Annotated in this window: 12 protein-coding genes; 8 read left to right on the top strand and 4 right to left on the bottom strand. The window is 64.5% G+C overall.

Annotation, left to right across the window (positions count from 1 at the left end):
• Positions 1-55: 55 nt before the first annotated feature.
• The gene (locus METLI_RS12280; protein ID WP_004037103.1) at positions 56-1,504 is read left to right on the top strand and encodes an ATP-binding response regulator; all 1,449 of its coding nucleotides are present in this window, start codon (positions 56-58) and stop codon (positions 1,502-1,504) included.
• Here the strand turns inward: METLI_RS12280 and METLI_RS00595 are convergent.
• The 3 genes from METLI_RS00595 to METLI_RS00585 all read right to left on the bottom strand — a co-directional run bounded on the left by METLI_RS00595 (position 1,501) and on the right by METLI_RS00585 (position 6,178).
• Complete coding sequence (locus tag METLI_RS00595; protein ID WP_004037102.1) at positions 1,501-2,445, bottom strand: magnesium transporter CorA family protein; 945 nt, start codon at positions 2,443-2,445, stop codon at positions 1,501-1,503. The two genes, METLI_RS12280 and METLI_RS00595, sit on opposite strands and share 4 nt — an antisense overlap.
• 104 nt (positions 2,446-2,549) lie before the next feature.
• Positions 2,550-4,592, bottom strand: a complete 2,043-nt coding sequence (locus METLI_RS00590; RefSeq protein ID WP_004037101.1) for a sodium-translocating pyrophosphatase — start codon at positions 4,590-4,592, stop codon at positions 2,550-2,552.
• A 173-nt stretch (positions 4,593-4,765) separates the two neighbouring features.
• On the bottom strand, positions 4,766-6,178 hold the full coding sequence (locus METLI_RS00585) for a DNA-directed DNA polymerase II small subunit (RefSeq protein WP_004037100.1): 1,413 nt from the start codon (positions 6,176-6,178) through the stop codon (positions 4,766-4,768).
• Positions 6,179-6,278: 100 nt separating this feature from the next.
• On the opposite strand from METLI_RS00585, the gene METLI_RS00580 reads away from it, so the two are divergent.
• The 4 genes from METLI_RS00580 to METLI_RS00565 are packed head-to-tail and all read left to right on the top strand — an operon-like array spanning position 6,279 to position 9,235.
• Positions 6,279-6,710 (top strand): metal-dependent transcriptional regulator, encoded by a 432-nt coding sequence (locus METLI_RS00580; protein WP_004037099.1) that lies wholly within the window; start codon positions 6,279-6,281, stop codon positions 6,708-6,710.
• Between the two features lie 58 nt (positions 6,711-6,768).
• A complete protein-coding gene (locus METLI_RS00575) occupies positions 6,769-7,656 on the top strand; it encodes a metal ABC transporter solute-binding protein, Zn/Mn family (RefSeq protein ID WP_157203173.1) in 888 nt (295 codons plus the stop codon).
• On the top strand, positions 7,653-8,429 hold the full coding sequence (locus tag METLI_RS00570) for a metal ABC transporter ATP-binding protein (RefSeq protein ID WP_004037097.1): 777 nt from the start codon (positions 7,653-7,655) through the stop codon (positions 8,427-8,429). Before METLI_RS00575 ends, METLI_RS00570 begins: the two co-directional genes overlap by 4 nt.
• Positions 8,426-9,235, top strand: a complete 810-nt coding sequence (locus METLI_RS00565; protein ID WP_004037096.1) for a metal ABC transporter permease — start codon at positions 8,426-8,428, stop codon at positions 9,233-9,235. Before METLI_RS00570 ends, METLI_RS00565 begins: the two co-directional genes overlap by 4 nt.
• Before the next feature lie 98 nt (positions 9,236-9,333).
• Here METLI_RS00565 and METLI_RS12275 read toward each other — a convergent pair whose 3' ends face one another.
• Entirely contained in the window at positions 9,334-9,945 is a 612-nt protein-coding gene (locus tag METLI_RS12275; RefSeq protein ID WP_004037095.1) for a DUF3267 domain-containing protein, read from the bottom strand.
• A 97-nt stretch (positions 9,946-10,042) separates the two neighbouring features.
• On the opposite strand from METLI_RS12275, the gene METLI_RS00555 reads away from it, so the two are divergent.
• Genes METLI_RS00555 through cofH (METLI_RS00545) form a run of 3 tightly spaced genes read left to right on the top strand, consistent with a single transcriptional unit; the run spans position 10,043 to position 12,953 of the window.
• Entirely contained in the window at positions 10,043-10,738 is a 696-nt protein-coding gene (locus tag METLI_RS00555; RefSeq protein ID WP_004037094.1) for a signal peptidase I, read from the top strand.
• Entirely contained in the window at positions 10,735-11,823 is a 1,089-nt protein-coding gene (gene cofH / locus METLI_RS00550) for a 5-amino-6-(D-ribitylamino)uracil--L-tyrosine 4-hydroxyphenyl transferase CofH (RefSeq protein ID WP_004037093.1), read from the top strand. Before METLI_RS00555 ends, cofH (METLI_RS00550) begins: the two co-directional genes overlap by 4 nt.
• Positions 11,824-11,870: 47 nt before the next feature.
• Positions 11,871-12,953: a 5-amino-6-(D-ribitylamino)uracil--L-tyrosine 4-hydroxyphenyl transferase CofH gene (gene cofH / locus METLI_RS00545; RefSeq protein WP_004037092.1), complete on the top strand. Its 1,083-nt coding sequence runs from the start codon at positions 11,871-11,873 to the stop codon at positions 12,951-12,953.
• The last annotated feature ends 7 nt before the right edge of the window (positions 12,954-12,960 follow it).

Raw genomic sequence — 12,960 nt, 5'->3', positions numbered from 1 at the left:
TCCTGAACCGGGCGTGCCGCCAGTTATTTATTCGTGGCCGCGCTCTCTCGGTGTGATGATGGCGCGTGCCGGGGGGACGGCCAGGGTGCTGATCGTCGACGACGATCCGGTCGTCCTGGAGCGGGCAGGGGGATATCTCGAGGGGACCGGGGGGTACGACTGCATCAGGGCATCATCCGCGGAAGAGGCCCTCTCCCTCGTCGGCAGGATCGAGTGCGCCGCCGTCGTCTCCGACGAGCAGATGCCGGGCATGAACGGCATCGCCTTTCTCCGGGCCCTGCGGGCGCGGGGCGTCACCGTCCCCTTCGTGCTCTACACCGGAAAAAGCCGGGATTCGGTCTTCGAGGAGGCCATCGATGCCGGGGCGTCGTTCTATGTGAGAAAAGGCGGGTGCACCCCTGCCGAGTGCGCCGAGCTCCTCCATGCGGTCAGGTGCGCCATCGCCCTCGCCGGTGCCCCTCCGATTGCCCGGCATACGGCCGACGAGTGGCTCGCCCTTGCTGTCGAAGGGGCAGGGCTCGCGGTCTGGGGCTATGACCTTGTAACCGGGGAGATCACCTACAACCGCCGCTGGGGCGAGATCATCGGCCCTTCTGGCACCGTCCCGAAGAACGATCTCGCCGCCTGGCAGGCCCGCATCCACCCCGACGACCGGGAGGGGGTGATGGATGCGATCGTCGAGGGAATCAGGAGGGAAAACGCGTTTTCCGTGGAGTACCGCCTCCGCTGCGACGACGGTGCGTGGAAGTGGATCCTCTCGATAGGGCGGGCCCAACGGGACGATCCCGCCGGCCAGGTCAGCCGCGTTGCCGGCATCTCGCAGGACGTCACCGCCAGGCGCCGGGCCGAGGAGGCGCTGCGGGAGGCAAACCGGAAACTCAACCTCCTCGGTTCGATCACGCGCCATGACGTTCTCAACCAGGTGACGGCGATCGCAGGCTACACCTGGCTGCTGCTGGATACCGGGTCGCTCTCGCCCTTCCAGCGCGACACCCTCGGAAAGATACGGGACCTCGTCGGGATGATCAGCCGCGAAGTGGAGTTCACCCGGCTCTACGCCGACCTTGGCGTGATGGAGCCGCGCTGGCAGCATGTGGGGAAGGTCGCCGCCCGCGCCGCCGAGGGGCTTGATTTCCGGGGGATTACCTTCTCCGTCGCCACCGGGGACCTGGAGGTCTTCGCCGACCCCCTCTTTGAGAAGGTGCTCTTCAACTGCTTTGAAAACGCCCTCCGCCACGGCGGCGGGGTGAGCCGGATCGAGGTCTCGTTTGTCGAAAGGGAGACCTGCGGGGAGATCGTCGTCGCCGACGACGGGGTCGGCGTCCCGTTCGCGCAGAAAAAAAACATCTTTGCGCGGGGTATCGGACAGCATACCGGGTTCGGGCTCTTCCTTGCAAAAGAGGTGCTCGATCTCACCGGGATCGGGATCCGCGAGGGGGGCATGCCCGGCGAGGGGGCGCGGTTTGTGCTCTCCGTGCCGAAGGGGGCGTACCGCAACCCTTAGATCATGTTCTTTTTCATCAGCACCAGCACCAGCACGGCCGAGATCACCATCGAGGTCCCGACGACGATCGCAAAGGCGATCGGGCTCTCGCTGAGCGGGATGCCGACGTTCATCCCGAAGAAACTCGCGATCATCGTCGGCACGGCGAGCACGATCGTCACCGAGGCGAGGAACTTCATCACGATGTTCAGGTTGTTCGAGATCACCGAGGCGAAGGCGTCCATCGTGCTGGAGAGGATGTTCGAGTAGATGTTCGCCATCTCGATCGCCTGCTTGTTCTCGATGATGACGTCTTCCAGGAGTTCCTCGTCCTCCGGGAACATCCTGACCGGTTTGAACCTGAGGATCTTCTCGAGCACCACCTCGTTGCTCTTCAACGAGGTCGAGAAATAGACCAGGGACTTCTCCAGGTTCAACAGGAGGATCAACTCCTCGTTGCGCAGGGACATATGGAGCGCTTTTTCGATCTCGGTCGAGCGCTTGTCGATCTGCCTGAGGAAGTTCAGGTAATAAAAGGCGCTGCGGTAGAGGATCTGGAAGAGGAACCGCGTCTTTTTGAAGGTGTAAAAGGTCTTCACTTTCCCGGCGATGAAGTCCTGCAGGATCGGGCTTTCCTGGAGGCAGATGGTGAGGATATAGTCGTCGTTGATCGCAACGCCGAGCGGGATCGTCGAGTAGGTCCCCGTGGGCCCGCCCGCGATCCGCATCGGGATGTCGATCAGGATGAAGGTCCGTCCCTCTTCGGTCTCCATGCGGGGCCGCTCCTCCTCGTCGAGCGCCGCCCGCAGGTCTTCGGCCGGGATCCCCATGATCCCGGCGGCACGGGCGATCTCGGTCTCGTCAGGTGCGGTGCAGATGATCCATGCCCCGGGCTCGACGGTGTCGAGCTCCTCGATAAATGTCCCCCCTCCGTTCTGCCGGGTCTTGAAAATCTGAAGCATGGAAGTGTCCCCTGCAGGAAAGCGTTTCCTGCGCATAGGGTTCTGTTCTGATCAGAGATGAAGGTGTTTGCGCCTGACGGCGGTCGCAGAGAAAAAAAGAAAGATTAGAGGAACAGGGGCGCGAAGACGACCGCCACGATGGACATCAGCTTCAGGAGGATGTTGATGGCCGGTCCTGAGGTGTCCTTGAACGGGTCGCCGACGGTGTCGCCGGTGACGCCGGCCTTGTGGGCGTCCGAGCCCTTGCCGCCGTAGTGGCCCTGTTCGATGTACTTCTTTGCGTTGTCCCAGGCGCCGCCGGCGTTCGCCATCGTGATGGCGAGCATGAAGCCGGATACCAGGGAGCCTGCAAGAAGGCCGCCGAGCGCTTCCTTACCAAGGACGAGCCCGACGATGATCGGGGCGACGATCGCGAGGAGACCGGGTGCGACCATCTCTCTGAGCGCCGAGTGGGTGGAAATGGCGATGCAGGACTCGTAGTCCGGCTCGGCCTTTCCTTCCATGAGGCCCTTGATCTCCTTGAACTGGCGGCGGACTTCGACGACGATCTCGTACGCCGCTCTGCCGACCGCCATCATCGTCATGGACGAGAAGAGGAAGGGGAGCATTGCGCCGATCAGAAGGCCGATGAAGACCGGGGTGTGGAGGATGTCCATAACGATGGTCTCTCCGCCCTTGCTGATGGCGAAGGCATATGCGGAGAAGAGGGCGAGAGCGGTGAGCGCCGCGGAGCCGATGGCGAAACCCTTGCCGATGGCGGCGGTGGTGTTGCCGACGGCGTCCAGGGTGTCGGTGATCTCGCGGACATGGGGGTCCTGGTGGGACATCTCGGCGATACCGCCGGCGTTGTCGGCGACCGGCCCGTAGGCGTCGACCGCGAGGGAGATGCCCAGGGTTGCGAGCATGCCGACGGCCGCAACGGCGATGCCGTAGAGACCGGAGAAGGTGAATGCGATCCAGATGGCGATGGAGATGACGATGACCGGGAAGACCGTGGACTCCATGCCCTTTGCAAACCCGGTGATGATGTTGGTCGCTGCGCCGGTCTGGCAGGACTTCGCGATCTCAAGGGTCGGTTTGCGTTCGAAGGAGGTGTAGTACTCGGTGATCTGGCCGATCAGGAAACCGGCGACGAGACCGGAGATGGTGGCGACGAAGACGCCGAAACCGTACTCGCCGAGCATGGCGTTCGTCACGAAGTAGGTGGCGACGACCACCAGGGCGAGGGCGACGAGCAGGCCCTTATTGAAGGCCATGTGGATGGCGCTGGACTCGGCCTTGTTCGTCCTGACGAAGAAGGAGCCGATGATCGAAGCGACGATGCCGAGGGCGGCGATGACGACCGGGAAGAGAATGACGTTCATTAAGGAGACGTTCGGGAAGAAGACCGCCGCGGTCGATGCGCCCAGGAGCATGGTGGCGATGATCGAGCCGACGTAGCTCTCGTAGAGGTCCGCACCCATGCCGGCGATGTCGCCGACGTTGTCGCCGACGTTGTCCGCGATGACGGCCGGGTTTCTCGGGTCGTCCTCGGGGATGCCGGCCTCGACCTTGCCGACGAGGTCAGCACCGACGTCGGCGGCCTTGGTGAAGATGCCGCCGCCCACACGGGCGAAGAGGGCGATCGAGGAGGCGCCGAGGGAGAAGCCGGCGAGGATGTTCACAATCGTGTACTCGTCCATGCCCGGAAGGAAGCTCGAGAGTCCGATGAAGGCGATGGAAAGCCCGAAGAGCCCGAGGCCGACGACGGACATGCCCATGACCGAGCCGCTTGCGAAGGAGACCCTGAAGGCCTCGGCGATGCCGCGGCGTGCGGCGTTGGTGGTCCGGCCGTTTGCGCTCGTGGCGGTGAACATGCCGATGTATCCTGCGGTGGCCGAGAGCACGGCGCCGAGCACGAAACATGCTGCGGTAAGAACGCCGTTCGGTAGAATGGCCGCGATGACGATGGCCAGGACCACGACGAACAGGGCGATGGCACGGTACTGCCTGTTCAGGTAGACCATGGCACCGTGGTGGATCGCCGCGGTGATCTTTTTCATCACCTCAGTGCCCTCTCCCTCTTTTCGAACTGCAAGGAATGAGTACCCTGCAAAAAGAAGGCCTAAGAGAGCACATATAGGTGCCAGATAGACGATTGCATCCATGTTTTTTCTTTCCCCCGGGTTCTGGTTGACAGCACCGGATCCCGGCTTTTTGATTCTCTATCTATGTGCCCCTTCAATAATAAAAATAGAGCGATTCGAATGATCTGATCGTTTTCTCCCGCATCGCCGCAGGATGCCGGAAGTTTCCGTTGCCAGGAGGTGCGCCGGCGCGATCAGGATCCGGGAGTCAGAAAATCGACGATCTCGGTCTCAAGGCTCTGAAGGTCCAGGACGACCGCCTGCGCGGGTGTCGGCACGGTGTTCATCTGTTTCTGGAAGGCGGTCTGCGACTGCCAGGTCCCGGCATTGATCATCAGCACGCCCCGGTAGCGTTTGATCCCGCTGATATGGACATGGCCGGTGAAGAGCACCTCGGGGACCGGGTCGATGATGAGCGGGTCCTTTTTTCCCGGTGCGATCGGGGTCCGCATCCCGAATATCGGGGCGAGGTGCCGGCGTTTCAGCATCTCCTCCATGATCTCCGCGGGACGGTTGTATGAGGCGCCCGGGATCGTCCCGATCATGTCGTCGAACGAACGCCCGTGGTAGATGAGCACCCGCACGCCCTGCAGGGAGACGAGCGCCGGGTTCTCGACCCACACGCAGTTTGCCGGGTAACCTATCCTGAACGCCGGCGGGATCGCAGGCTGCGGTTCGGCGCCCCTGACCACGTCGTGGTTGCCCGGCGAGATGACGATCGTCAGCCGCTCCGGGAGGGCCGAGAGCATCTCGCCGAGCGCCGCGTACTGCTGGTAGATGTTCTTGATCACGAGCTCTTTTTCCTGGCCCGGGTAGATCCCGATCCCGTCCACGAGGTCGCCGGCGATGACCAGGTAACCGATATCCTCCTGGCCTGAGATCCAGTCGGCAAAGCGGTGCCATTCGTCCTCGAGGAAGGTGTCTGAGCCGACGTGGATGTCCGAGATCAGCACGGCCCGGCCCGGACGCTCCGAGCGGTACGGGGCGTTCGAGAGCGGGATGTCCGGGCGGACCAGCGTGTTGGCGAAAAAGATGGTGCCGTCCTGCGAGAGTTTGCCCCGCACGCCGATCACCTCGTCGGGCAGGATCTTCTCGGCCTCAGAAAACCCTTCCCTGGACTTGTTGAAGAGCACCCGCATCGTGCCCGTGGGGTCCTCCACCTCGACCATCTTATTGCCGTTGGCCGTGCTCCGCACGTTCGAGACCATGCCGATGAACGAGACCTCTTCCTCCTGGTAGCGCCCGGTCCGGGCCAGCGCCTCGATCGGGACCGGCTGGATCCGCCCCCGCATGAAGGTGGAGAGGCGGGTGAAACGGTTGCGGAAATAGGTGATGTACTCCTCGAAGTCCCTGATGCTCTCGGCCGAGTTCTCCATTCCGGCGAGGACCTCGCAGACCGGGTCTGCGAGAAAACGGGTGCCGTCCCTCACCTTCTTGAGGGCGGGAATGCAGTCGGGCGAGACGACGACGGTGCCCTCGGGCGTCCCGGCGATGATCCGGTCGATGAGGCCGGGGTCGTCCTGCTCCTTTATGTAGGCCACCACCTCGGGCGAGACGAAGAGGCTGGTGGCAAGGAACCGTGAGACGATCTCATCCTCGCAGAGCATTGTGATCAGGTTGGCGGTCGAGCCTCATGATCCTTGCGGATGAGGGCGCGAGGTTTGGGGTGTGGGAAAATTTAACTCTCTGGCCGGCGCACTACGGCGCATGGAGGAGATCAGCGGTTTCGAACTCCCTGGCCGGAAGGCCGAATACCTGAAGATCATCGGCATCATGGGCGGATGCGCCCGGACAAACGAGATCGCGCGGAGGGTCGGCGTCGCCCCCTCGACGGCCACGAAGACGCTTCTCGCCCTTGCAGATGAAGGGTATCTGGAGCATACGCCGTACCGCGGCGTCTCCCTCACCACACAGGGCGAGCGATACGCCCGCTTCCTCCTCCGCCGCCACCGCCTCCTCTCCCTCGCCCTGAGCCAGTTCGGGCTGACGCCCGCGGAGGCGTGCAGGGAGGCGAACATGCTGGAAGGGCGGGTCTCAAAGGACCTCGTCGACCGGATCTGCGCATCCCTCGGGCACCCGGTCCAGAGCGTCTGCGGCCCGATCGAGCACGATCTCGCCTGCTGCCCCGATACCGGTTGATTGTGGGCCCGAAAACCTATTTACGGGTTGCAGGGATAATTTAGATACGTACCAAATTATGGGTGGGAAGAAGATGGGGACGGCGCAATGGCTGTTGCCCGCGATGGGTGTGCTTTTTCTTCTGATGACGGCGGGCTGCCTCGGCGACGGTGCGGCCCCGGCCGAAGACGGACCGATCCCGGTCGCCGTGACGATCCCGCCCCAGGCCGAATTCGTCAGGGCAATCGGGGGGGATCGGGTGGACGTGATGGTGCTCGTCCCGCCCGGCGCAAACCCGCATACCTACGAGCTGACGCCCGGACAGATGGCGGCCCTCGGAGAGGTGCGGATGTATGCCGCCGTCGGCTCCGGCATCGAGTTCGAGCGCGCCTGGATGGCGAAGATCGTCGGGGTGAACCCGGGGATGCATGTCGTCAACTCTTCGGCCGGTCTTTCCTTCCTCGCCGGCGACGAGGAGGAGGGCGGCACAGACCCGCACGTCTGGCTCTCGGTGCGAAACGCCGCGGTGATGGTCGAGAATATCTGTGCCGGCCTGGTGGCGATCGACCCGGCCGACGCCGCCTATTTCGAGGCGAACCGCGACCTGTATCTCGACGAACTCCGGGCCCTCGACACCGGGATCGCCGCCTCTCTCGCGGGCCGCGAGGGCGAGGCGGTCATGGTCTACCACCCGTCCTGGGCATATTTCGTGCGGGACTACGGGCTCGTGCAGATCCCGATCGAGGACGAGGGAAAGGAGCCCGGCCCGCAGGGGATCGAACGGCTGATCCTCCAGGCAGCGGCGGAGAATATCACCGTCGTCTTTGCTTCGCCCGAGTACTCCACGAAGAGCGCCCGGGTGATCGCCGATGCGATCGGCGGCCGGGTCGCCCTGGTGAGCCCGCTTGAAGAACATTATACGGCGAACATGAGGAACGTCGCCGCGGCGTTCGGCGGGGCGGTATGAGCGAGGATCCGGTCATCGACGTCAGGGGCGTTTCGGTGACCCTGGGCGGCCGCCCGGTGCTGGAGGACGTCGATTTCAGGGTCGAGAAAGGCGATTTCTATGCGGTGATCGGCCCGAACGGGGGCGGGAAGAGCACCCTTCTGAAGGTGATCCTGGGGTTGATCCGTCCGTCCGCAGGGACGGTCAGGGTGCTGGGCGGGACGCCCGTCGAGCGGCGTCACCTCCTCGGCTATGTCCCGCAGTACCGCACCTTCGACTTCTCGTACCCGGTCACGGTGGGCGAGATGGTGCTTTCAGGCAGGCTCGGGCACATCAGGAATTTCCCCCGCCGTTACGGGCAGGAAGACCGCGCTGCTGCGGACCGGGCGATGGCCACGATGGGGATCGGCGATCTCGCGGGCCAGGAGATCGGCGCTCTTTCCGGGGGGCAGCAGCAGCGGGCGATCATCGCCCGCGCCCTGGTGGGCGAGCCCGAGGTGCTGATCCTGGACGAGCCCACCGTCTATGTCGACGCTCCGACCGGCGATCACTTCATGGACCTGCTCGTCGGGCTCAGGGATGAGATGACCGTCCTGCTGGTCACCCACGACGTCGGCGTCCTCTCCTCGCGCGTGACAAAGATCGCCTGCTTAAACCGGCGGATCTTCACCCACGATACGGCCGAGATCACCGGCGACATGCTTACAGGGGCATACGGCTGCCCGGTGGACCTGATCGCCCACGGTCTTCCCCACCGGGTGCTGGGAGAGCACGAAGGGGAGGAGCGGCCGTGATCTCTATATTCGCCTATGAGTTTTTCAGAAACGCCCTGATTGCCGGGTTGCTTGCGAGCGTCGCCTGCGGGGTGATCGGCACCTATGTGGTGGTCAGGCGGATGGTCTCGCTCTCGGGCGGGGTCTCGCACGCCGCCTTCGGCGGGATCGGGCTCGGCTATTATCTCGGCCTCGACCCGATCCTCTCGGCGACCGTCTTCACCGTCGCCGTCGCCCTCGGCATGGGCGAACTCTCCCTGCGGCAGCGGCAGAACCTCGACACGATCATCGGGGCGGTCTGGGCCGCGGGGATGGCGCTCGGCATCCTCTTCGTCTATCTCACGCCCGGCTTTGCGCCCGACCTCTTCGGCTATCTCTTCGGGAACATCCTGCTCGTGCCGCGGGAAGACCTCGTCCTGATGGGCGCCCTCGTCGCCGTGATCCTCCTCGTGGTCGCCCTCTTCTTCAGGGACCTCTTTGCGGTCACCTTCGACGAGGAGTACGCGCGGGTGATGAACCTCCCGGTGGAGCGGATCTCGCTCCTGCTCCTGGTGCTCGTCGCCCTGACCGTGGTGATGCTCATCCAGGTCGTCGGGATCATCCTGGTGATCGCCCTGCTGACGATCCCGGCGGCGATCGCGCGGGAGTTCTCCTCCCGCCTGGGGCTGATGATGGCCCTTGCGGTCGCCCTCGGGGCGGTCTTCACCGTGAGCGGGATCGTCCTCTCGTACCTCCTCAATGTCCCGTCGGGGGCGACGATCATCCTGGTCGCCGCCGGCGTCTATGGGGCGGTGATGGGGGCGCGGACCCTCTTCCCCCGTGATTGAGGGGCGCCCTCCTTTTTTATCGCCTTTATCGGCCTCTCGCCTGCGTGGACGGGCGCGCCCGGGGCTATCCCCCCGGGGATGTGCGAAGGCCCCTCTGTTCATTCGGGCACAAAGAGCGTCATGGCGCCTCCTTCCTCGAGCACCAGGCTTTCGGTCGGGGAGCGGAGAAGTGTTGCCGCCGCATAGAGGTCGGCGGCCGATCCGGCGGCGTTGAGGGGGACCAGGACGAGGGCGGCGATCCCCCATCCCGGGGCGAGGACGATCGCCCCGAGCCCGAGGGCCGTGATCAGGACGAACGGCAGCGTGAGGACGAAGACGCTCTCGTCTCGCGTGTACGCCCCGTCGGCCGAGCAGGAGCAGTAGAGGAGCAGAACTTTCCTCCCCCAACCGAAGACCGGGCGCCGGTGCAGGAGGAGGTAGGCGAGGGCGTGGAGACCTTCGTGGAGGACGCCGACAAGGAGGACCAGGAGGACCAGGGCGAGGATGGGCAGGAGGTCGGTCGGGCCGCTCGCCGTGAAGGTGAACGAGCCCGTGCCGGTGACCAGCGTGAATATGAGGAGGACGGCGGCTGCAGAGACAAAGAACAGGACGAACGATGCGGCCGTGAGGAGCAGGGACGTCTCTCCGGAAACGTCGATGGTCCTGTCTTTGCGATATCCGTTCAGGTCGATAGACCCTCCTTTCCTTGAACTTCCCGGCGTATGCAGCATCTCTTCTGGTCAGGTGCGTCTTCCCGACCTATCATCCCGCCGGTCAGGGCCGTTCCCATATTTATATCAGATCCAGGTTCCCACCATCACCATACAGATGTCGGATAAACCGTCTCTCCAACCGAAACCCGGCCTGATCGAGCAGTTCAGGGAGAGCCAGAACCCCATCGTCTCCATCGCCCGCGACGTCCTCTGGGCGGTGGCGGTCGTCGGGGTGATCGCGCTCGTCCTCTTCCTCGTCTCAGGCACCTGGCCCGCCGTGGTGGCGATCGAGTCCGAGAGCATGGTCCCGAACATGAATGTCGGCGACCTCGTCTTCGTCGTGGCGCCCGACCGTTTCGGGGCTCTCCAGACCTTCGAGGGCGCTCAGGCGTCTGGCTACATGAAATACAACGAATACGGGGACGTGATCATCTACCGGCCCAACGGGGCCGATTCGGTCCACCCGATCATCCACCGCGCCATGATGCGGGTCGAGGGAGGCGAGACGGTGGACACCCTCAACGGCCTCAACCTCGGCTATACGGCGCCGCATGAGGGGTATATCACCTGGGGCGACAACAACCCGGTCCCCGACCAGGTGGTCGCCTATCCGGGCCTCGGGCAGATCGAACCGGTGAAGGAGGAGTGGATCGTCGGCAAGGCCCTGTTTGCGGTCCCGGTGCTCGGTTACCTCCCCCTCCACCTGCTCGAGGTGGCGGTCGCCCTGATCGCCCTGATGATCCTCTGGGACTACCTGAGCGAGAGACGGAAACAAGAGACGAAGAGCGATAGCAGGAAGAGACGACCATGACAGACAGAATACGCACGCTGCTCTCCGACACGCTGGCCGGACACCGGATGACCGAGGAGGAGGCGGTCACGCTTCTCGGCGTGAAGGATCGCCGGATCTGGGCGATCGCCGCCGCCGCCGACGAGGTGCGGGAGCAGAAGGCCGGCGATGCGGTCACCTTCGTTTTGAACCAGAACCTCCATATCACCAACATCTGCAAGAACCTCTGCGGCTTCTGCGGTTTCGGCCGCAAAGCGACCGATGCGGACGCATACATGCTGGGCAAAGAGCAGGTGCAGGCGCAGGCCCGCAATGCAGGGGGGCGCGGGGTCACCGAGGTCTGTTTCCTCTCCGGCGTCCACCCGGCCTTCACCACGGAGTCCTACGAGGAGATGATCCGGTGGGTCGCCGCCGTTCTTCCCGGGGTGGACATCCACGCCTGCAGCCCGGACGAGGTGCTCCATGCCGCAAAAAGGAGCGGCATATCGACGGTCGAAGCGCTGGAACGCCTGCGGGCCGCCGGGCTCGGGACCCTCCAGGGGACGGCGGCGGAGATCCTGGTGGACGGGGTGCGCGACGTGATCTGCCCGAAAAAGGTGCGGACGGCCGACTGGGTCAGGATCATCAAAGAAGCGCACCTGATGGGGATCAGGTCGTCAGGGACGATCATGTACGGCTCGTACGAGTCGGACGCCGACCGCGCCCGCCACCTCGCGATCCTCAGGGAGATCCAGGACGAGACCGGCGGCTTCACCGAGCTGGTCACCCTCCCGTACATCCACCAGCACACCCCCCTCTACCAGGCCGGGATCGCCCGTCCGGGCTCGACCGGGCGGGAGGACGTCCTGCTCATCGCCGTATCGCGCCTCTTCCTGGACAACTTCCAGAACGTCCAGGTCTCCTGGGGCAAGGTCGGGACGAAGATGGCGCAGGCCTGCCTGCTCGCCGGGGCGAACGACCTCGGCGGGACGATGTTTGCCGATGCGGTGACGGTCTCTGCCGGCGCCGACGAGGCCGATTACCTGGACCCGGCGGCGATGCGGCGGATCGCAGAGGATCTCGGCCGCCCCCTCGTGCAGCGGACGACCACCTACGGACGGGCCTGAGCCCCTTCCCATCTCTTTTATAGGGTGAGTGCCGAAGCACCTGGTACATGATACGGGCGCTGCTCGACGAGATTCTCGCCGGTCGCCGGATGACCGAGGCCGAAGCGCTGACCCTTTTCTCCGCCAGGGGCCGGGATGTGTGGGCGATCGCCGCCGCCGCCGATCAGGTGCGCCAGGAGCGGGCGGGCGATGCGGTCACCTACGTGCGCAACCAGAACCTGAACGTGACGAACATCTGCATAAACACCTGCGGTTTCTGCGGGTTTTGCCGGAAGATCGGGGACCCCGACGCGTACCTTCACGATCCGGCGGCGGTGGTCTCGCGCCTGCGGACCGCCAGAGAACGCGGGGTCACCGAGATCTGCACGGTGAGCGGTCTCCACCCCGACTTTACTGTCGAGGATTATGTCGGTCTTATACGGCGGATCAGGGAGGAGGCGCCGGCGGCGCACATCCATGCCTCAAACCCCCAGGAGGTCGCCTATGCCGCCAGGCAGAGCGGGCTTTCGACCCGCGAGGTTCTGGACCGGATGAAGGAGGCGGGTCTTGGATCGCTCTGCGGCACCGCCGCCGAGATCCTGGTGGACGATGTGCGCCGGGAGATCTGTCCGGGCAAGATCCTGACCGAAGAATGGGTCAGGATCATCAGGGAGGCGCACCTGATGGGCATCCCCTCGACGGCGACGATCATGTACGGCCATATCGACACCGCCGCCGACCGCGCCCGTCACCTCGCGGTCCTGAGGGAGATCCAGGACGAGACCGGCGGGTTCACCGAGTTCGTCCCGCTCTCGTTCATCCCGTGGACCACCCCCATCTACACCTCGGGGCGGGCGCGGGCCGGTGCGACCGGGCGGGAGGACCTCCTGATGTATGCGGTCTCCCGCCTCTTCCTGGACAACATCGTCCATATCCAGGCGTCGTGGGTGAAGATCGGGACAAAAATGGCGCAGATCGCGCTCATGGCCGGCGCCGACGATCTCGGCGGGACGATGTTTGAAGAGAGCATATCGAAAGGGGCAGGGGCGACCGGGACCGATTACCTGGACCCCGCGGAGATGCGGCGGATCGCAGAGGATCTCGGCCGCCCCCTCAGGGAGCGCACGACCCTGTACCGGGCCGTGCGGTGAAGAGCCC

Origin of the sequence: Methanofollis liminatans DSM 4140 (assembly GCF_000275865.1) — an archaeon.
Lineage (GTDB): Archaea > Halobacteriota > Methanomicrobia > Methanomicrobiales > Methanofollaceae > Methanofollis > Methanofollis liminatans.
Note: the sequence above shows the minus strand (reverse complement) of the source record. Positions and strands in the feature narration are given on the sequence as shown.

Excerpts from the sequence above, each read along its gene's own strand:
- METLI_RS12280 (WP_004037103.1), top strand. The coding sequence starts at position 56 with ATGATGGCGCGTGCCGGGGGGACGGCCAGGGTGCTGATCGTCGACGAC.
- METLI_RS00595 (WP_004037102.1), bottom strand. The coding sequence starts at position 2,445 with ATGCTTCAGATTTTCAAGACCCGGCAGAACGGAGGGGGGACATTTATC.
- METLI_RS00590 (WP_004037101.1), bottom strand. The coding sequence starts at position 4,592 with ATGGATGCAATCGTCTATCTGGCACCTATATGTGCTCTCTTAGGCCTT.
- METLI_RS00585 (WP_004037100.1), bottom strand. The coding sequence starts at position 6,178 with ATGCTCTGCGAGGATGAGATCGTCTCACGGTTCCTTGCCACCAGCCTC.
- METLI_RS00580 (WP_004037099.1), top strand. The coding sequence starts at position 6,279 with ATGGAGGAGATCAGCGGTTTCGAACTCCCTGGCCGGAAGGCCGAATAC.
- METLI_RS00575 (WP_157203173.1), top strand. The coding sequence starts at position 6,769 with ATGGGTGGGAAGAAGATGGGGACGGCGCAATGGCTGTTGCCCGCGATG.
- METLI_RS00570 (WP_004037097.1), top strand. The coding sequence starts at position 7,653 with ATGAGCGAGGATCCGGTCATCGACGTCAGGGGCGTTTCGGTGACCCTG.
- METLI_RS12275 (WP_004037095.1), bottom strand. The coding sequence starts at position 9,945 with ATGCTGCATACGCCGGGAAGTTCAAGGAAAGGAGGGTCTATCGACCTG.
- METLI_RS00555 (WP_004037094.1), top strand. The coding sequence starts at position 10,043 with ATGTCGGATAAACCGTCTCTCCAACCGAAACCCGGCCTGATCGAGCAG.
- cofH (WP_004037093.1), top strand. The coding sequence starts at position 10,735 with ATGACAGACAGAATACGCACGCTGCTCTCCGACACGCTGGCCGGACAC.
- cofH (WP_004037092.1), top strand. The coding sequence starts at position 11,871 with ATGATACGGGCGCTGCTCGACGAGATTCTCGCCGGTCGCCGGATGACC.